At 53.8% G+C, this 19,170-nt stretch carries 17 protein-coding genes and 3 pseudogenes; 11 read left to right on the forward strand and 9 right to left on the reverse strand.

Features of this window, described 5'->3' with window-relative positions; translation table 11 throughout:
* Positions 1-140: 140 nt before the first annotated feature.
* Both DSL70_RS21785 and DSL70_RS21790 read right to left on the reverse strand, forming a co-directional pair.
* Entirely contained in the window at positions 141-1,115 is a 975-nt protein-coding gene (locus tag DSL70_RS21785; protein ID WP_119310098.1) for an IS110 family RNA-guided transposase, read from the reverse strand.
* A 110-nt stretch (positions 1,116-1,225) separates the two neighbouring features.
* Positions 1,226-2,056, reverse strand: coding sequence for a MurR/RpiR family transcriptional regulator (locus DSL70_RS21790; RefSeq protein ID WP_162916991.1), 831 nt, complete (start codon positions 2,054-2,056; stop codon positions 1,226-1,228).
* A gap of 211 nt (positions 2,057-2,267) precedes the next feature.
* Between DSL70_RS21790 and DSL70_RS21795 the strand changes: the two genes are divergently transcribed.
* The 5 genes from DSL70_RS21795 (at position 2,268) to DSL70_RS21815 (ending at position 8,067) form a co-directional block, all read left to right on the forward strand.
* Positions 2,268-4,196: a bifunctional 5-dehydro-2-deoxygluconokinase/5-dehydro-2-deoxyphosphogluconate aldolase gene (locus DSL70_RS21795; protein ID WP_119310100.1), complete on the forward strand. Its 1,929-nt coding sequence runs from the start codon at positions 2,268-2,270 to the stop codon at positions 4,194-4,196.
* 5 nt (positions 4,197-4,201) lie between these two features.
* On the forward strand, positions 4,202-5,002 hold the full coding sequence (gene iolB, locus DSL70_RS21800) for a 5-deoxy-glucuronate isomerase (RefSeq protein ID WP_119310101.1): 801 nt from the start codon (positions 4,202-4,204) through the stop codon (positions 5,000-5,002).
* A gap of 175 nt (positions 5,003-5,177) precedes the next feature.
* Positions 5,178-6,164 carry a TRAP transporter substrate-binding protein gene (locus DSL70_RS21805; RefSeq protein ID WP_119310102.1) on the forward strand — a complete coding sequence of 329 codons (987 nt, stop codon included), beginning with the start codon at positions 5,178-5,180 and terminating at the stop codon, positions 6,162-6,164.
* 60 nt (positions 6,165-6,224) lie between these two features.
* Positions 6,225-6,758, forward strand: a complete 534-nt coding sequence (locus tag DSL70_RS21810; RefSeq protein ID WP_119310103.1) for a TRAP transporter small permease — start codon at positions 6,225-6,227, stop codon at positions 6,756-6,758.
* 4 nt (positions 6,759-6,762) lie between these two features.
* Positions 6,763-8,067: a TRAP transporter large permease gene (locus tag DSL70_RS21815; protein ID WP_119310104.1), complete on the forward strand. Its 1,305-nt coding sequence runs from the start codon at positions 6,763-6,765 to the stop codon at positions 8,065-8,067.
* A gap of 242 nt (positions 8,068-8,309) precedes the next feature.
* Here DSL70_RS21815 and DSL70_RS22485 read toward each other — a convergent pair whose 3' ends face one another.
* Positions 8,310-8,585, reverse strand: coding sequence for a GNAT family N-acetyltransferase (locus tag DSL70_RS22485; RefSeq protein WP_205563536.1), 276 nt, complete (start codon positions 8,583-8,585; stop codon positions 8,310-8,312).
* Positions 8,586-8,897: 312 nt separating this feature from the next.
* Here DSL70_RS22485 and DSL70_RS21825 point away from each other — a divergent pair.
* From DSL70_RS21825 to DSL70_RS21835, 3 genes and pseudogenes are all read left to right on the forward strand, one after another.
* Positions 8,898-9,056 (forward strand): annotated as a pseudogene (locus DSL70_RS21825) (hypothetical protein); the annotation flags it as partial.
* A 39-nt stretch (positions 9,057-9,095) separates the two neighbouring features.
* Positions 9,096-9,638: a transposase gene (locus DSL70_RS21830; RefSeq protein WP_162916992.1), complete on the forward strand. Its 543-nt coding sequence runs from the start codon at positions 9,096-9,098 to the stop codon at positions 9,636-9,638.
* A 123-nt stretch (positions 9,639-9,761) separates the two neighbouring features.
* Positions 9,762-10,322: a transposase gene (locus DSL70_RS21835; protein ID WP_119310106.1), complete on the forward strand. Its 561-nt coding sequence runs from the start codon at positions 9,762-9,764 to the stop codon at positions 10,320-10,322.
* A 210-nt stretch (positions 10,323-10,532) separates the two neighbouring features.
* On the opposite strand, the gene DSL70_RS21840 is transcribed toward DSL70_RS21835, so the two are convergent.
* Entirely contained in the window at positions 10,533-13,640 is a 3,108-nt protein-coding gene (locus DSL70_RS21840; RefSeq protein WP_119310107.1) for an efflux RND transporter permease subunit, read from the reverse strand.
* Positions 13,641-13,644: 4 nt separating this feature from the next.
* Complete coding sequence (locus DSL70_RS21845) at positions 13,645-14,772, reverse strand: efflux RND transporter periplasmic adaptor subunit (protein ID WP_205563538.1); 1,128 nt, start codon at positions 14,770-14,772, stop codon at positions 13,645-13,647.
* A 232-nt stretch (positions 14,773-15,004) separates the two neighbouring features.
* Between DSL70_RS21845 and DSL70_RS21850 the strand changes: the two genes are divergently transcribed.
* Positions 15,005-15,511 (forward strand): MarR family winged helix-turn-helix transcriptional regulator, encoded by a 507-nt coding sequence (locus DSL70_RS21850; RefSeq protein WP_119310108.1) that lies wholly within the window; start codon positions 15,005-15,007, stop codon positions 15,509-15,511.
* 131 nt (positions 15,512-15,642) lie between these two features.
* Here DSL70_RS21850 and DSL70_RS21855 read toward each other — a convergent pair.
* The 4 genes and pseudogenes from DSL70_RS21855 to DSL70_RS21870 form a co-directional block, all read right to left on the reverse strand.
* Positions 15,643-15,968 (reverse strand): annotated as a pseudogene (locus DSL70_RS21855) (DDE-type integrase/transposase/recombinase); the annotation flags it as partial.
* Positions 15,969-16,002: 34 nt separating this feature from the next.
* A pseudogene (locus tag DSL70_RS22820) lies at positions 16,003-16,254 on the reverse strand (type II toxin-antitoxin system RelE/ParE family toxin); the annotation flags it as partial.
* Positions 16,182-16,460, reverse strand: coding sequence for a type II toxin-antitoxin system ParD family antitoxin (locus DSL70_RS21865; RefSeq protein ID WP_119310109.1), 279 nt, complete (start codon positions 16,458-16,460; stop codon positions 16,182-16,184). The pseudogene DSL70_RS22820 and the gene DSL70_RS21865, both read right to left, overlap by 73 nt.
* 111 nt (positions 16,461-16,571) lie before the next feature.
* A complete protein-coding gene (locus DSL70_RS21870; RefSeq protein WP_119310110.1) occupies positions 16,572-17,117 on the reverse strand; it encodes a recombinase family protein in 546 nt (181 codons plus the stop codon).
* Between the two features lie 255 nt (positions 17,118-17,372).
* Here DSL70_RS21870 and DSL70_RS21875 point away from each other — a divergent pair, with 255 nt between their 5' ends.
* Together DSL70_RS21875 and DSL70_RS21880 are read left to right on the forward strand one after the other, a co-directional pair.
* The gene (locus tag DSL70_RS21875; protein WP_119310114.1) at positions 17,373-17,624 is read left to right on the forward strand and encodes a helix-turn-helix domain-containing protein; all 252 of its coding nucleotides are present in this window, start codon (positions 17,373-17,375) and stop codon (positions 17,622-17,624) included.
* Positions 17,625-18,929, forward strand: a complete 1,305-nt coding sequence (locus DSL70_RS21880; protein ID WP_119310111.1) for a type II toxin-antitoxin system HipA family toxin — start codon at positions 17,625-17,627, stop codon at positions 18,927-18,929.
* Positions 18,930-19,170: the final 241 nt, after the last annotated feature.

Here is a 19,170-nt window from a genome sequence, read left to right on the forward strand (position 1 = left end):
TCGATTTTCGCTTCAGCTTTTCGGCAATGGCATTGAGAATCATAAGGTGCTCCTCCAACAAATCGGAGCATCTTTTCACCGCACAAATCTCAAGGCTCGGTTAATACTCAAACTTTGCGACAGCCCCGCCAATTTTCTAGCTATTGCGACCCTGGCCTTTTTTCCACCAGATCGGCCAGCAATTTCCATGCCCATTCCTTTAGCGAACAGGTGTGTTTAGTGCGGGTCAGCACAACATTGGCCGCCTCGAACAAATAGCTGCGCAGCATTGCATCCCCACATTTGGATATGCGACCGGACCAATCCATTTCTCCGGATGCATACCGCCTTGGTGTCAGGCCGATATAGGCACCAACCGTTCGGGATCGTGTAAAGCGGGTTGGATCATCAATGCATGACAGATAGGCAAGCGCGGTCATGGGGCCAACGCCGGGTACAGTCATGAAAGCCCGGGATTGCTCATTGGAGCGAGCAAGGCGTTTGATCTTGTTTTCCAGGCACAGGCGCTGCTGATCAATGGCTTCGCGAGCGGTTAGCAACGGTGATACAATATCGGCAAGTTCCGGAGCCTGTCGGACGACATCTTGTGCCCGTTTCAAAAAGACACCACCATTGGCTCGCCCAATCACGAGGCCAAAGGACTTGAACAGACCGCGTATCTGGTTCTCGATATCTCGGCGCATCTGAACCAGAAGACTGCGTGCATTCAAGAGGGAACGAATGCGGTGGCTTTCTTCGCTTTTGATCTGAACCTGGCGAAACCAGCCAGTCTGCATAATACGGGCGAGGCCCAAGGCGTCATTGCGGTCCGATTTGTTGATCTGCATCGACAGAGCAGCACTGGCATGGCGAGCATCGATGCAGATCACCGGCAGATGCCTTGCCTTCAGTTCACGCCAAAGCCAACTGGACGTTGGGCCAGATTCCAAACCGACGCGGTGAACCGATGGTGCATGCTTGTCCAGATATCCGGCGATCTCGTCAGGAACAGAGGGGACAATGCCTTCCTTGATCCGCATGCCATTCTCGTCAGCGATACAGATAGATGTTTCTTTCAAGGATACATCCAGTCCAACATAGGTCGTGATCGGTTCCCTCCTGTTCGATTGCCAAATTGCATTTTAGCAGGCTGCACTTGGCTGTCCGACTTGCACGAACTAGGAATTACGCCATGTTGAAAATCTTAGCCTGAGGCAGATACTCCAATTTTTTGCATCACAACCGTCTATAACGACATTGCGTCGGAATTCATTCGGGTGCCGACCAGCACAGCCAATGTTGCAGCAAGGCAATATGTTGCCGAAAAAGTGCGAAATGCTCCCACCTCCTCCTCCACAACCCCCAAACAAACATCGGAAAATCCAGTAAGCGGACTGAGCGGTGTATCTGAGATGGCAAGTATCTTTGCTCCGTCACGCCTTGCCTGTTCGGCCAGTTCAACGATTTCCGGTGTGTAAGGCTCGAAGGAGATGAACAGAACGACTTCCCCGGGGCGGAACGACTTGATTGTCTTGATGGCCCCAACATTCGTATGAAGAATCACGCGATGGTCAAACTGGCCCAGAACATAGGCCAGATAGCTAGCTATTGAAAAAGCACGTTTGAAGCCCATGATATGCAACTCCGGAGCCGAGCTTATGATCTCTGCTGCCTCTTCGATCAGTTCCGGCCTGATGCTGTTGACCAACCGTTCAATCGACGAGATTGAGGTGTCACAGAAATCCATGAGCAACTGTTCCGGCTCCGTCTCCCCTCGCTGTCGGAGCGTATTGATGCGGTAGCGATAGGATGGGCGCCGATGAAACGCGTTGCGGCGATAAAGCTGCTGGAGATCGGAATAGCCCTGCATTCCCAGCGCTTGAGCGAAGCGGATGAATGTTGAAGCGGCAATGCCGGATTCGAGCGAGGCTTGCGCAACGGTCAGAAAGGCCATGGCGTCGCCCTTTCTGAGGAAGAAGGATGCGCATTCCTGCAATCTCTTGGGTAGGCTGTCTTTCATCTCGACAACGCGACTCTCTAGGTCTGCGACCGTAACTGGTGCTTCGATTTCACCCATTAAGAACACCTCTCTCCCCATGCACTGTAGGGCTGCAATTTTTGGATTCCAGCTTATGACATTCACTTTCGATTTGGAACAAAAATTTCATTTTGCCGTATAACTTGTTAAAAATGGAATGAATAGTCCTTTTTACTATCTTTTAGAATTTTCGTTTCACATCTATTGTGGCTTCAACTCTTCTCATCCAGAAGGACAAGTTAGGTAAGCGATGAAAAAGACTCTTGATCTCATAACCATTGGGCGCAGTTCCGTAGATCTCTACGGCAGTCAGATTGGTGGAAAGTTGGAGGACATGCGTTCCTTCAACAAATATATCGGTGGTAGCCCGACCAACATGGCTGCCGGAACTGCAAAGCTGGGTCTGCGCTCATCTGTCATCACGCGCGTTGGTGACGAACATATGGGACGCTTCATCCGGGAAGAACTAGCCGCGCTTGGGGTGGAAACAAGAGGTGTGATCACTGACAAGGAGCGTCTGACTGCTCTGGTCATTCTTGGTATTCGCGACAAGGAACAGTTTCCGCTCATCTTCTATCGGGACAATTGTGCAGACATGGCTCTGTGCGAGGATGATGTCGATCCTGATTTCATCGCCCAGTCTCGCAGCGTGATTGCCACGGGTACTCACCTCAGCCATGCCAATACAAAGGCAGCAGTTCTGAAGGCCTTGAAACTGGCCCGCCAATTCGGCGCGATGACTGCGCTTGACATCGATTACCGTCCCAATCTGTGGGGGCTTGCTGGTCATGGCAGTGGTGAGGAACGGTTCATCGCTTCCAGCGAAGTTACACGGCAGTTGCAGGAGGCGCTTCCCCTCTTTGACCTGATTGTCGGCACGGAAGAAGAATTCCACATTGCCGGTGGTACTACCGATACGCTTGCAGCGCTGCGGAAGGCGCGAGAGCTGACGGATGCTGTTCTTGTCTGTAAACGGGGTCCGATGGGGGCATCGGCCTTTACAGGTGTCATTCCCGCTTCTCTGGATGATGGCGAAGCAGGCCCCGGCTTTCCTATCGAGGTGTTCAATGTGCTTGGAGCCGGTGATGGTTTCATGTCGGGGCTTCTCAAGGGGTGGCTCGATGGTGAGGACTGGAAGACTGCTCTGACCTATGCCAATGCCTGTGGAGCGCTGGCCGTCAGTCGCCATGGTTGCACTCCAGCCTATCCGAGCTGGGAGGAATTGCAGTTTTTCCTGTCTCGTGGGGTGACAGTTCCCGCTCTGCGCAAGGATACCGAGCTCGAGCAGTTGCACTGGTCGACAACCCGCCAGAAAGCCTGGCCGAGCATGCATGTCTTTGCCTTTGATCACCGCGTCCAGCTGGAAGATCTCTGCGATGAACTGGGCGTTGTCCACGAGCGGATAGGGGACTTTAAACAGCTCTGTCTGCGTGCCGCTCTGAAGGTATCAGACGGACGGGATGGTTATGGCATTCTGTGTGACAATCGTCTTGGGCAGGAAGCGCTTCATGCCGCAGCTGGCAAAGGTATCTGGATCGGTCGTCCGGTTGAGTTTCCTGGCTCGCGGCCGCTGGAACTCGAGAAGGAGCTTGGTGCTGATTTTGGCGGGCTTTCCGAATGGCCAAGGGAGCATGTTGTCAAGGTGCTCTGCTACTGCCACCCGGACGATGATCAGGCCATGCGTGACAGGCAGGAGAGTGTTCTGTTGCGGTTGGCGGCGGCCACCCGTCGCAATCAACTGGACCTGCTGATCGAAATCATCCCATCCCAGGTCGGCAAGACGGATGACATGAGTGCTGCGCGCCTTATCCGTCGGATCTACGAAATCGGGATCTATCCCGACTGGTGGAAGCTGGAGCCGATGGAGACCGATATGGCTTGGGAGAATGCCTGCAATGAGGTGGCTGCCCATGATCCGCATTGTCGGGGCGTGGTGGTTCTCGGCCTGGCATCTGATGAAGAAACGCTTGGGCAGAGGCTACGTGGTGCTGCCTGCCATCCGTTGGTGAAGGGATTTGCCGTGGGGCGGACCATTTTCGGCGATGCCGCCAGAAAATGGCTTTCCGGACAGGTTTCCGATGAGGAAGCCGTCGCGATCATGGTGGGCAAATATTCCAATCTTTGCGCAGTCTGGGACGAGGCCCGACAAGGCGCAGGCATTCTGGACGGAGAGGAGTAAACAAAATGAGCAGGCTGTTATGTAAACCAACTGGGAGCAGCGGCAGGATTCACGACATCACGCCGGAGAGTGCAGGATGGAAATATGTCGGCTTTGCGCTGCATGTACTCAAGGAAGGAGACAAGGTTTCTGAACTGACTGGAGATCGGGAAGCGATCCTCGTCATGATTGAAGGCTGGGCGGACATTTCCTCTGGCTGCCAATCGTTCGGAACCGTAGGCAGCCGGTCATCGGTGTTCGATCCGATCCCGCCGCAATCGGTCTATATTCCCAATGATAGCCAGTGGGAGGTCGTGGCTCGCGGTGACTGCACTCTTGCAGTCTGCACTGCTCCCGGCCATGGTGGCCATGCAGCGAGATTGCTGGACAGCCCCAAAAGGGAAAGCCGTGGCAAGGGCGCCAACACGCGCCATATCTATTCGATCGCTATGGAAGATGCGGATGTCGCTGACAGCCTGCTTGTTACCGAGGTGATTACACCCTCCGGGAACTGGTCGTCCTACCCGCCCCACCGGCATGATGAAGATGATTTTCCCAACATGACCTATCTGGAAGAGACCTATTATCACCGTCTCAATCCATCGCAGGGTTATGCGCATCAGCGGGTCTTTACCGATGATGGATCGCTGGATGAGACCGTGAGCTTTACTAACCATGATCTGGTGCTCGTACCAAAGGGATATCACCCGTGCGGCGCACCCTATGGCTACGATCTCTACTACCTGAATGTAATGGCTGGCCCGCGCAGGAACTGGCGTTTCAGAAATCATCCAGATCACGACTGGATTGCCAAACGTGACGCCTGAAGAGGCGTCATCCATTCAACCGTCCTAGCAGAACGGTTCAGCAGTCGCTGACCGATCAGGACATTACCGGGAAGCTGACTTTTCAGCCCTCCCAGCTCACATGCCGCCATCACATTCGATAGCGGATCATCTGTGAACCATTAGAGGAGATATCACAGTGTCAATCGGAGGAAAAATGTCGAAGTTTCGCAACATCATGACCGGATCCCTGCTGGTCGCAGGGCTTGCATTCGGCGCGCAGCCAGCATTCGCCGCAAAGGTGACCTTGCGCCTTGCCCATAATCTGAGCCAGGACCATGTGCTCGCAAAGACTTTCGAGAGCATGGCACAGGAAGTGTCCGATCTTTCCAAGGGCGAAATGGAAATCAAGATCTATCCCAATGGGCAGATGGGAGAGACGAAAGATGTCATTGCCATGATGCAGCAGGGTGCCATGGACATGACCAAGGGGTTCTATGGTGAATTGCAGGCCTTCGAACCATCCTATTTCATCTTCACAGTGCCCTATCTGTTCCAGGACAATGATCATCTCGTTCGGGTTCTTCATGGCAAGTTGATGGACAAGCTGAACGAGGCCTCCAAGAAGAAGGGCTTTTTCAATCTTGCTGGCTACGCAACCGGAACCCGCAGCTTCTATACCAACAAGGAAATTCACACGCCGAATGATCTGAAAGGGTTGAAGATTCGGGTCTTCCCAACACCGACCACCAACCAGACCATGGAACTGATGGGGGCTTCTCCGGTTCCGATTCCGTTCGGTGAAACCTACACGGCCATTCAGCAGGGTGTCATCGACGGTGCAGAAAACAACATCACGACCTATGTGTCCACGCGCCAGTTTGAGGTTGCCAAGGTCTTCTCCGAAGACAAGCACACCGTTGTTGTCGACTTCCTGACCATTTCGACCCAGAGCTGGGATCGCCTGACCGATGAGCAGAAGAATATCCTGCTCAAGGCTGCCAGTGATTCAGAGGAAAAGGCAAAAGCCGTCTATGAGGCCGATGTTGTGGCTGCGCGTGAAACGGTGCTCAAAGCCGGCAACAAGATCATCGAACCGGACATCGCTCCTTTCCAGGCTGCTGTTAAGCCGCTTGTCGATGAAATGATGCAGGATCCCGAGAAAGCCGTGCTGATCGATGCCGTTAAGGCCGACGCGAAATAACATCCTTTCCCTCGCCCGTTCGAACGGGCGAGGGAATTTCCATCTGAAGGTTACAATGGAATGCTGACATTCATTCATTCGGTGCACAAGGGGTTGGATCTGGCCCTGTCCCTTGTCTGCGCGGTTCTGATGGCCAGCCTCGTCATGTGCGTGTCCTGGCAGGTCATCAGTCGCTATATCCTTACCCAACCCAGCACGATGACTGATGAGCTTGCCCGGTTTCTCTTGATCTGGCTCGTGCTGATCGCCGCTGCACTCTGCACGGGGCTTCGCAAGCATCTGGCCATTGACCTAATCGCCGAGGTGTTGACCGAAAAGGCGAAAAAGTGGCTCGATTTCTACGCTGATATCGTGGTGCTGGGCTTTGCCTTCTGGGTCATGCTGATCGGTGGGTTGCGAATGGTCGATACCGCAGTTGCCACGGGAGAAATTTCACCGGCAATGGAGATGCCCATGAGTTGGCTATACGTCATCTTGCCGATCTGCGGAGCCATCATCTCGATCTACTGCCTTTTGTCTCTGGCAGAAGCCCTTCTTACTAGCTTCAGACAACCGACCGATCTGAGCGTCAGCCAACCTTCTGGCAAGGAGTGATAACATGGACGCGTCTCCCGCACTGGTGCTGGTGCTATCCTTCTTCTTTCTTGTTTTTTCCGGCGTTCCCATTGCCTTCGCCCTTGGCATCTCGGCTATCGCCGCAGGTTGTGCGATCCTGCCGCCGGAGGTCATCCTGACGATCGTCAGTCAACGTCTGGTTTCCGGGCTGGACAACTTCGCGTTGCTGGCCATTCCCTTTTTCGTGCTTGCCGGTGTTCTTATGAACCATGGTGGCATAGCGGCTCGATTGATCAACCTTGCGATGGTTCTGATCGGGCGAACGCCCGGATCTCTGGGACATGTCAACATCGTTGCCAACATGCTGTTTGGATCGATCTCCGGATCCGCCACCGCTGCCGCCGCTGCGGTTGGGGGGGTGATGACGCCAATGCAGAAGCAGGCCGGGTTTCCTCCGACCTATTCTGCTGCCATCAACATATCTTCCTGCGTTACCGGGTTGCTCATCCCACCTTCAAACGTGATGATCATCTATGCGGTGACAGCGGGCAATCTGTCAATCGCAGCGCTTTTTGCTGCAGGCTATGTGCCCGGCATTCTTCTGGGCGGTGCGCTGATCGTGACTGGATTTCTGATTTCCTACCGGCGCGGGTACGGGGCCGGCGAACGGGCAACCCTGAGGCAAGCGGTTAAGGCGTTTCTTGATGCCATTCCGAGCCTGTTGCTGGTTCTGGTTATCATCGGCGGGATCATTGGTGGCATATTTACGGCGACCGAAGCGTCAGCCATTGCCGTTCTCTATGCCTTCATCCTGTCGGTCTTCATCTACCGTTCGATCCCGTTGAAGCGGTTGCCAGCCGTCCTGATCGAGGCTTCGATCACCACGGGCGTCGTGTTGTTACTGGTCTCGGTTTCGATTGCAATGTCATGGGTGATGACAAGGGCGGACATTCCCCAGACGGTGACGAGCGCACTATTGTCGGTATCGGACAATCCCTTTGTGCTTCTGCTCATCATTAACTTGGTGTTGATCATCGTTGGCATCTTCATGGACATGACGCCCGCAATCCTGATCTTCACGCCCATTTTCCTGCCGGTGGCGATCAGTATCGGCATGGATCCGCTGCACTTCGGGATCATGATGATCTTCAATCTCTGTATCGGTCTGTGCACACCGCCGGTCGGGATCGCACTATTTGTTGGCTGCTCTGTGGCCAAGGTTTCCGTACAGAGCGTCATCAAGCCGTTGCTTCCTTTCTTCTTTTCGATGCTGGTGGCGCTGGTTCTGGTGACCGCCATTCCAGAACTGTCCACTTCCGTGCCCAATGCTTTGGGCCTTTATAAGTAAGTCAAGTAATACCCCAAGGCGACGTGAGAGGGGTGCCAGCGTGCATCCTTCTCATTCTTCTCTTGACCGGATGACGCCGGGTCAGGTCAATTTCTGCCATCCACTCCAGCTGGAAATTGCAGAATGAAATCGGGGTAGATTTACTTATTGATGTTTAGATAGACCGAGTCACGTCTGGTTCACGGTCTACGAGAAACAGTTGCAAATGAACCACACTTCTTGTTGCGCAGCCAGGTCTTGTCTCATCCCTGTTGCTGTAAGCCGAATGCCTGATGGAGGACTAATTCCCCTTCGGGTTCGCTTTCGTCAAAAGGTAGTGCCAGAATGAACTTCGGCGGGCAGTCATTCACACGAAGTTGCGCAAATGTCCTAAAGCCGAAACGATCATAATAATCAGGGGCACCGACTAAGGCGACGCCTTTGCAGCTTGCCCGCAACCTCTGGATGGCTTCAACCAAAAGGGCGCTGCCGATACCCTCGCGATGCCGAGAGGGAGTAATGGCAAGAGGGTCGATCAAGCCCCATCCAGTGACGGCTCCGACCTTCGCATTGGACACTAACTACTTCTCCGGCATCTTGGGCCACTAACGATAAATTGAGGGCGCCGTCAGCGCGTAACCTGTCAATAATATCAGCCTCGGATCTACTGGCTTGTGGCAGAAGCTTCATCGCTTCTGTCACGACAGCCCTAATCACAGAAGTATCGCCTGAGACTTCCTTTCGGGTCAGCAATTTTAACCTCCTGATTGTTGTGTCCAGCGCAAACGGGAGAGTACAAATTCGGTTGCGTCCGCGTTCAATAGCGGGGTGTTGCCACGAATTGTGGACGACCAAGTCAACGTATTCAAAGCCGATATCTGAGAAGGCCAGCGGACCTACTTGGGGGGGGGCGGCGTGTAGAGCTTATTATTGAGGCACGTCGTTTCTGGTGTGATACCGTTCTGTGTGGGCGGCGTATATCTGCGAACGGTTCGATGATGGTGTCCTAGCTAGGCTATGGTCGGCGAACCCAAAGGCTGGAAACAATCGTGCACCATCTTCTTGGCTTGGCGCTTGGAGGCAGACCTGCAGCAGCCTTTTCTGAACGCCTCATGATGCCAGTTAGCAACGATACGCTCCTGCGAGTGGTGCGTAGACGGACCGCGGAGCGAAGCTATAAGCTTTCTGTTATTGGAATTGACGACGTTGCCTTTAGACGCGGCCAAACCTATGGAACAATAATTTGCGATCTTGAGAGACGCCAACCAGTTGCTTTGTTGCCTAATCGCACACGGCACACATTTCAGGCATGGCTTGCCGGGCATCCTTCTATCTCGATTGTCGCTCGTGACAGAGGCGGTGGATATGGTGAGGCCATAGCGAAAGCTTTGCCAAATACCGATCAGGTGGCTGATCGCTGGCATCTCATGGAGAATTCGAGCCGCGCGTTTCTCGATGCGATTGGCAAGTTTATGCGCCAAATCAGACAGGCAGTCGGTAGCAAGGTCGTTAATCCCAAGCTTTTGACTTATGCGGAAAGGCTGCAATATGAGGGGTATCTGCGCCGGCAGGAGACGAATGAGGCAATCTGAGAGCTCAAGAAAAAGGGAACTTCAATTCGGCAGATTGTCCGGCAAACCGGGCACAGTCGCAAGCTTGTTCGCGATGTCTTGCGTGGACAGCGTCTTGATGTGTTTCGGAAAAAGCTAAGCATAATGGATAGCTGGCCACCTTGGCTCAACAGCCGCTGGGACGAAGGGGCTCGAAGCGCCTCGGCACTTTGGCGCGAGCTGAAAGCAAATGGCTTTCCAGGGCAACGCGGTATCGTCTCACAATGGGCGCGACGCCAGCGTTTAGCAGAGAAAGCCGGTCAGAGTAGGATCGCGCGAACGCCATCTGCAAGGGTGATCGCTCGACTGATGACAGCTGCGCGCGATGACCTGGCAAAATCCGAAGCGATTCTGGTGGCTGCGATTGATGTGAATGTTCCGGAATTAGTCATCACTCGCAAGGTTATTGGCGATTTCCAATCGATGATCCGTTCAAAGTCAGCACTAAATCTCGATAGCTGGCTGGAAACGGCGAAGAACAGCTTGATTAGCTCTTTTGCCGGCGGCGTTGAAAAGGATATAGATGCAGTCCGAAACGCCATTATCTCTCCGTGGTCAAATGGACAAACCGAAGGACAAATCACACGGCTGAAGCTCATCAAGCGCCAAATGTATGGATGCGCAAAGCTCGATCTGCTGCAAGCGCGGCTGATCGGTGCGACGTAGGCCCCAATTTCAGCAAATGTGCGTCAGAGCCAATATTGAATGCCGATTGCACCGTTCATGCAGACGGCAAACAGGGGCGGTCTCATCCTCTCCTATTCCACACGGTAGCACCACGCCCAGCGAGGTAGCTCATAGTGCATGATCCCGGCAGCCTGTCTCAGGTTGCCGGGATCATTGCTTTCGGGCCAAACCGCAGAGGAAAGTGCGGTCTCAAGCAGAGGCATTGCCCTGCTTGGGCACATCGGCCAGTTTCCGGACGATCACATAGAGCGCGGGCACCATCAGGATGCCGATGAAGGTCGATGCGATCATGCCTCCGATCACCCCGATGCCGATAGCATTTTGCGCGTTGGCACCAGCGCCGGTGGCAACCGCAAGGGGCAAGACGCCGAGGATGAAGGTCAGGGCCGTCATCATGATCGGGCGAAGACGCTGAACCGAGGCCTGAACCGCAGCTTCGATCAGGCTTTCCCCTTCCTTGAGCAGCGTTTCTGCAAACTCCACAATGAGAATTGCGTTGCGCGCTGCCAGACCGATGGTGGTCAGGATGCCCACCTTGAAGTAGACATCATTTGACTGGCCCAGCAGCCAAGCGGCCAACAAGGCACCCATGACCCCCACGGGCACAACAAGCATGACTGAAATCGGAACAGACCAGCTCTCATAAAGAGCGGCAAGGGCGAGAAAGACGATGAGGATCGACAAGGCATAGAGCATGGGGGCTTGCTGTCCCGACTGACGTTCCTGATAGCTCAAGCCGGTCCATTCCACGCCATAGCCGCCCGGAAGTTGCGCGGCCAACTCTTCCATCGCATTCATGGCCTGCCCCGAACTGACGCCATCTCCGGCGGAACCATCGATCTGAATCGCACGCACTCCGCCAAACCGGGCAAGGCTCGGCGCAACCGGTTCCCATTTGGTCGTTATGAAGGCGCTGAAGGGTACCATTTCATCTGCGCTATTGCGGATATACCATTTGTCGATATCTTCGGGCTGCATGCGATAGGCCTCTTCGGCCTGCACGATAACGGGACGCAGATTGCCGCCCAGGACAAAGTCGTTCACTTCGGTTCCTGAGAAGACGACGGATAGCATTGAGTTGATATCACTGAGTGTCACGCCAAAGCTCTCGGCCTTCTGCTGATCGATCATGATGCGTAGAGCGCTCTCGTCTTCATTGTTCGAGGCGCGGATATTGGAGACACGCGGATCTTTCTTCGCAAGGGCAATAAGCTCCCTGGCTGCATCAGACAAGACATCCTGAGAGGCGTTGTTCCGAGACGTGAGATACATCGAGAAGCCGCCGGAATTCCCCAATCCCATGATCGCAGGAGGCTGCATGACGAATATCTCGGCTTGTCTGTTGGTTGCAAACTTCATATTGATCCGGTTGGCAACCTGCCCGGCCTCAAGAGACACATCCTTCCGGTCGTCAAAATCCTTGAGCTTGATGAACATCATCGCCTGATTCTGGCCGTTCCCTCCGAAGCCGAAACCAAGAGCGGTAAATGTGCTGGCGATCGCTTCGGACTCATCGTTGAGCAGATAGGTTTCAAACTCGTCCACCACGGCCAGCGTTTGCTTGTAGGTCGAGCCTTCCGGCAGGCGGATCATGGTCATCAAGGCGCCCTGATCCTCTGTTGGCAGGAAGGAGGAATTCATTTGCTCATAAACCATCCATGCCCCGCCCATGACGATCGCCAGCACCAGCAACATTCGGGCCGGAGCCTTGAGGATCTGCCGGACAATCGCGGCATAGGCATTTGACACAGCGTCAAAGCCTTTGTTGAACCAGCGCGCAGGTGCGATCTCGCGGCCCTTTTGGCCGGGCTTCAGGAAATGCGCACAAAGCGCTGCCGAAAGGGTGAGGGCCACGAGAAGCGAGAGCACCATGGCGGCAATCATCGTGATGGAGAACTGGCGGTAGATCACACCGGTGGAGCCGCCGAAGAAGGCCATAGGCAGGAACACTGCTGATAGCACAACGACGATGCCGATGAGCGCGCTGGTTATCTGCCCCATGCTTTGCCTGGTCGCTTCCATGGGCGGCACGCCTTCTTCCATGAGGCGCTCCACATTCTCGACCACGACAATGGCATCATCGACCAGGAGACCAATCGCCAGCACCATTGCGAACATTGTGAGCGTGTTGATCGTGAACCCCGTCGCGGCCAGAACGGCCAGGGTACCAAACAAGACCACAGGCACGGCAGCCAGCGGCACGAAGGTGGCACGCAGGGACTGAAGGAAGACCAGCAGTACGAGAACCACCAGAACAACAGCCTCAATCAAGGTTTGGTAGACTTGATTGATGGACATCTCCACGAAGGGTGAGGTGTCATAGGCGTATCGGACTTCGACGCCATCAGGCAACGAGCCTGCGAGCTTGTCCATTGTGCTCCGGACGGCCGCTGCCGTATCCACTGCGTTGGCTCCGGTGGCGAGATTGATCCCGAAGCCAGCTGCGGGCATTCCGTTGAAGCGGGAATTGGATCCATAGTCTTCTTGACCGATTTCAACGCGTGCAACATCCCCAAGATAAACAGCTCCACCGCTTTCACTGGTCTTGAGCAGGATCTGCTTGAATTCGGAAACATCGGAGAGTTGGCTTTGGGCCGTCAGGGTCGCCGTGAATTGCTGGCCTTCGCTGGTCGGTTGATCGCCCAAGGAACCAACGGAGACAGTTGTATTCTGTGCCTTCACCGCAGCGACGACATCGCTCGGCGTCAACTGATAGCGCGCCAGCGACAGCGGGTCGAGCCAAATGCGCATAGCGTAGCCAGATCCAAACGAATTGATCCCTCCGACACCCTCAGTGCGCCGAATAGGATTTTCGACGACCTCTTCAAGCAGGTTGCCCAACTCCAAGGTTGTGTGTTTTCCATCCGTGGAAACAAGAGCGCCGACCATCAGGATGGAGTCGCTTGATCTGCGGATATTCAGTCCCTGACTCTGTACCGATGTTGGCAGTTGGCTCTCGATCTGTGCAACCCGGGTCTGCACATCATTCTGTGCGTCAATGGGTTGCACGCTCTCATCAAAGACCAACTCGATACTTGCCGACCCTTTGCGGGAATTCGAGATCATGTACAGAAGACCGTCAATGCCCGTCAGGCTGTCTTCGATGATGCGGGTTACCGAGTTTTCGACGGCTTCTGCGGTTGCTCCGCTGTAGGTCGCAGAAATGCGGACTGTCGTTGGTGCAATATCCGGATATTGAGACACCGGTAGGGTGGTGATCGACCAGACACCGGTCAGCATGGTGACAATCGCAAGTACCCAGGCGAAGACCGGGCGATCGATGAAAAAGGATCCCATGGTCCTACTCTCCGGCCGCTGGCAACTGGGCCGGTTCTCCCGATACGTTTATCGCCGGGGTGCCCGAGTTGTCCTTGATATCCCTGATGACGCCATCCACATAGGCGACAGGCACCGTTTTGACGGCCACGCCTTCTGATATGTTGCGCAGATTGTCGACAATCACCTTGTCTCCTGTTTCCACTCCACTTGTGACAATCCAGTTGTTCTGATAGGAGCCGCTTTCCTCCAGGGTCACTTTCGTCGCCTTCCCATTGCGCTCAAAATAGGCAATGAGGCTGCCATCGGAGGCGCGCTGGGTCGCCCCTTGTGGCACCAGGATGGCTTCTCTTGTGCCAAGAAAGGTTGTTACCCGCAGAAACTGACCGGGCAGGATTTTTCGTTCCGGATTGTCAAAGGCAACCCGCATGGCAATTGTACCTGTCGTGGTGGATACGCTCGTGCTCGGCGAAACCAGCCTGCCCTCTCCGCTGTAGTCCGTACCGTTTTCCAACTGCAGGCGCACACCAAGCCGGTTGCTACGGGCAAGACGTCCGGCATCGATTTCATCCCGAATTTGCAAGATGCGCACGCTCGCTTCCTCCAGATCGACATAGATGGGATCAAGGCGCGTAATCGTGGTCAGGGCGTCGGTCTGGTTGGACGTGACAATCGCGCCAACAGATATCTTCGCGACATCAGGGATCCCCGCAATCGGGCTGCGGATTTCGGTCCATTCAAAGGACAGCTGTGCTTTGTGCAAAGCCGCTTCCGCAGTTTTGACCGACGCTTCGGCCTGTTGCAGTGTGACCTGAGCCGATTGCAAATCCGCTCTGGAGATGCCGGTGCCCTCAATCTGTTTGTATCGGTCCACCGTTAGCTGCGCACCGGAAAACTCAGCTTTCGCGCTTGCAAGATCGGCTTCTGCCGACTGCACCTCAGCTGCATAGGTTTCATTGTCAATCCGGAACAGGAGATCCCCGACGGCCACGGGGCGACCGGGCTCATAGGCGATCTCGGATATCACGCCTTCAACGCGCGGGCGGATATCAACCCGCTCATAGGCGACCGCGCGTCCGGGCAAGGTAACCTCATAGGGCACTTGTGTTTTTTCAAGCGTGATGACGCCAGCAGTCAAAGGGCCGGAAGCCACGCCTGCGCCTCCTGGAGCAGCAGGTTGCGCCGCGGCGGCTGTCGTCAGACCAATAACGAGTGGGATGAAAAGTCGTGCTCTTCGCATCCAGCCTGCGGAGAATGTTGGTTTGGCAGTCATTTTCTTACCCATTTTTGTGTCTGGAATTTTCTCCAGAAAAGAACAGAAAGGACTTAACAAGTCACAGGGTTTGTGATTCTATCTTTCTAGAAAGATAAATAAGGATTGTGTCATGAAAATGGAAGAGCAGATTGATAGCTTGGAAGAGAATTGGCCTGAGGCAATCGCTCCGCACACCGCCTTTGCCGCGACCGTTCAACGTCTGGCTTCCCTGATCCATGAGCGCAGTCGCCATGTGCTCAAGGCGTTTGAGCTGACATTCACGGAATTCGATGTGCTGGCGGCCTTGCGAACGTTGCCGCATGGGACAATCTTGACTCCAAGCGCCCTTTACGACGCGCTGCTCATTTCGTCCGGTGGCTTGACCAAGACACTCAAAAGCCTCGAAGGGCGCGGGCTGATCGAGCGCCCTCAAGCCAACGAGGACGCCCGGCAACGTCCGATTGCTCTGACTGATGCGGGGCGGCGACTAATGGAAGAGATTCTTCCCAAGATGCAAGCCATGGATAAGGCTCTTCTGCAGGATGCCTTTGCATCCGACGACGATTGCATGGCCGAAGCGGAGCTGATGCGGCGCATCGTGATGTCGGTTGAAAGCAGTCTGCAGAGAAGACTTTAAGAAATGGTCGAAGAGCTCAGCGATCAAGCTCAATATGCCTTCACGCAAGACCAATGTATGGGCTAAGGCCCGAAAGGGGTGTGTCGAAAAGTTTTATGCAGGTGCTGGTTGTGCTGGAAACAGCGTCATTTTCATGCTTTGTTAACTTTTTGAAGTTCCAAGAGGAGGGCAATGAGATCATTCTGTTCACGAACGGTCCACTGCCCCACGAAGTCGAAGCCCTTCTTAAGCCACAGCATGGCCTCAAAACCAGCGGAGGTTCGTCTCGCAGTATGGAATGATTGGAAACCACCGATCCTGGGCATGTTCTTCTTCACTCTGAAATGGTCACTTTCGAAGCGCTGCTGTAAATGCTTGGTAACGTAGTGCACCGGGTCTGGCTTCAAGTGGCCTCGGTCGACCGAAGTTAGATCGTTGACGGGAATGTGTTGGCACCGTCGGGGCCGATTGAGAACGGCGGTGCGGAAATATATGCAACGTTTGCGATAGGGAAGAGCCTTCAAGCCTGGACGGATCCAGTCGCGAGGAACGCCGGGGAAGTCAGTGTCGGCAATCCATTGAATTTTGGTTGTTAGGTTGGCAACAAAGGTTGCTGCTGTGCCAACGTCTTCTTCTTGCGCGATGTAAACAAATATCCCCGTGAGGTCATCTTGCGCTTTGGGGGCAAGAACTAATCTTTTTGGGCTAATCGCACCATCCCCCGCTTGATAATGTCTTCTGTCAGGCTTTGGGCGTTTGCGTATTCGATACCTTTGCCTGCTGCAATTTCAGCGTCTGCTGCATCAACTAATGCACGGGCTTCTGCAAGGCGTATCTCATCGTCCTCAAGCATTCTCAAGCCTGCTCGCACAACCTCGCTGGCATTATTGAAACGTCCTTCTTCTATCTGTTGGGCAATGAAGGCGTCATAGCGATCACCGACGATAAAAGACCGTTTGGTACTTGGCATAGTTCAATCCCTTCGGTTAAAGACATTATTGCTCAAGGTAAGAACTATTCCTACCGATTTCTAGGGATATGCAATTACTCGGATTGCTGTCTTCCCGAAAGGGGGTGGCTTCTAATCAGCGAGCACCTTGTAGACGGTGGAACGACCGATCTTCAAACGGTTGGCAATCTCGGTTGCCCCGACACCTTGAGCATAAAGAGATCGAACGGCCTTGCGATCCACGCTTGGCTTGCGACCAAAACGAACGCCTTTGGCTTTTGCTTCCAGCCGCCCCTCGTTGGTCCGCTCCAAGATCCTTTGCCGCTCAGCATCGGCCACCGCCGATAAGATGGTCACGACCATTTTTCCCATCGTTCCTTCGGTGCTGATCCCATCGTCCAGAAACCGGATCGAAACACCCATCGCGTCGAATTCCTTGATGAGCGTAATCATGTCTTCTGTATTGCGCCCGAGGCGATCTAGCTTCTTGATCAGAATGGCATCGCCTTCCTCGACCTTGAGGCGGAGCAACTCAAGGCCTGATCGATTGAGATTGGAGCCTGTCGCCTTGTCCGAGAAGATCCTGTTCTCTCGAACGCCAGCCTCCTTGAGTGCCTTCAACTGGACATCGAGGGATTGTTGCGAGGTTGAAACGCGAGCATAGCCGAACAGGCGCATGAAACTGTCTCCTAAATCGATTTATAGACGAGTTGTCTATTAATGATGCGCTTCACGATTTAAGAGACATATTATCGGCACTACTGGGTGCTGTCTACTATGTTATAATTTGTTGGACAGATGTTTGAGATAGGAAAATGGTGTGAAAGTCATATTTCATAATGATGACCTCAGCATCATATTTCAATTTTATGATTGAAAGATCATATGAACTTGTGTAGGCTTTGATATCCATTGTGAGATATGAGCAAGATCATGAAGCTTCAGGCTCGAACGCCAAAAGAGTTGGGACATGCCATTCGGCAGGCCAGAAAAACCCAGTCGCTTACTCAGAAGGACCTCGCCATCAAAAGCGGCGTCTGGCAGGAAACGATTTCAAAGATTGAACGGGGTGTTGTTGCTACCAAGATAGAAACCGTCTTTGACCTTTTGGCCGCGCTTGACATGGAACTCCAAATTCAGCCCCGTACAAAGGTGGATGAAGCTGACCTTGAGGAAATCTTCTAGATGGGCCGCAAGCGTGCATTCTCCCCCTTAAGTGTTTTCCTAAATCAAAGGTTCGTAGGGACCTTGGCACGGCAAAGCACGGGTTCAGTAACATTCCAGTATGATGGCACATGGCTTGATTGGGAACACACCATGCCCATCTCGCTCTCGCTTCCCTTAAGGCAAGATCGCTTCATAGGCGCCCCAGTTATTGCTGTCTTTGACAACCTCCTGCCAGACAATGACATGATACGGCGCAGGGTTGCTGAAAGGGTCGGCGCTCAGGGCACTGATGCGTTCAGTCTTCTTTCTGAGATCGGTCGGGACTGCATTGGAGCGCTCCAGCTCTTGCCAGATGGGACCGAGCCGCAACGCCAAGAAAAACTGACTGGCGAGGTAGTTAGTCCGGAGGAAATTGAGGCCACGCTCAATGACCTGGATGCTCGGCCGTTGGGGATCCGCAGAGATAGAGACTTCAGGATCTCTGTAGCGGGTGCTCAGGAAAAAACAGCTTTGCTCTTTCATGAAGGGCAATGGTATGAGCCGTCGGGTAGCACGCCCACCACGCATATCATTAAGCCGCAAATTGGCATGCTCCCCAATGGCATGGATTTGTCGAACAGTGTTGAGAATGAGTATCTCTGTTTGAAGCTTCTCGACGCTTTCGGGCTGAGGGTGGCGAAGGCCGAAATCACTATGTTTGGTGAGAAGAAAGCGCTTGTCGTGGAGCGCTTCGATCGTCGCTGGACTAAGGATGGAAGACTCATCCGCCTGCCTCAAGAAGATATGTGCCAAGCGCTCTCAGTCCCTTCCACGCGCAAGTATCAAAGCGAGGGCGGGCCTGGTATCGTTGATATCATGGGGCAGCTATTGGGAAGCAGCGAACCTGCGCAAGACAGGGCTGACTTTTTCAAGGCAAACATGCTCTTCTGGCTTTTGGGGGCGACGGACGGGCACGCCAAGAATTTCTCGATCTCTCTGCTGCCTGGTGGTCGATACCGTATGACCCCGTTTTATGACGTCATGACGGTTCAGCCCACTTTCAGCAATGGCCAAATCCAGCGCAAAGACTTCAGGCTTGCGATGCGATTTGGCGAATCCAATCATTATCGTGTTGAAGATATCTTTGGTCGTCATATCCTGGAAACGGCTCAACAAGCAGGGCTCTCCAAAGAGATCGCGATGAGCCTCATTGAGGAGGTGGCAGACAGCGCAAAGTCGGCAATAGACGCTGTTAGCGAAGAGCTGCCAGACGCTTTTCCGAATGAACTTCTGACGTCTATTTCGGAGGGGCTCTTAAACAGACTTTCTCGCTTGAGGTCCTGATATCAGCAAGTGAGGTAGGCGTATGGCTTCGCAATTAAGTGCACGGGCGCCTCCAAGCGGAACTAGCAGAATGGGCGAATGGTGTTGAAAAAGTCGCTCTTGAAGTAATCGCTTGGGGCTGTCGCAAAGTTTGAGTATTAACCGAGCCTTGAGATTTGTGCGGTGAAAAGATGCTCCGATTTGTTGGAGGAGCACCTTATGATTCTCAATGCCATTGCCGAAAAGCTGAAGCGAAAATCGA

The sequence above is a fragment of the Cohaesibacter haloalkalitolerans genome (assembly GCF_003574655.1).
Taxonomy (GTDB): domain Bacteria; phylum Pseudomonadota; class Alphaproteobacteria; order Rhizobiales; family Cohaesibacteraceae; genus Cohaesibacter; species Cohaesibacter haloalkalitolerans.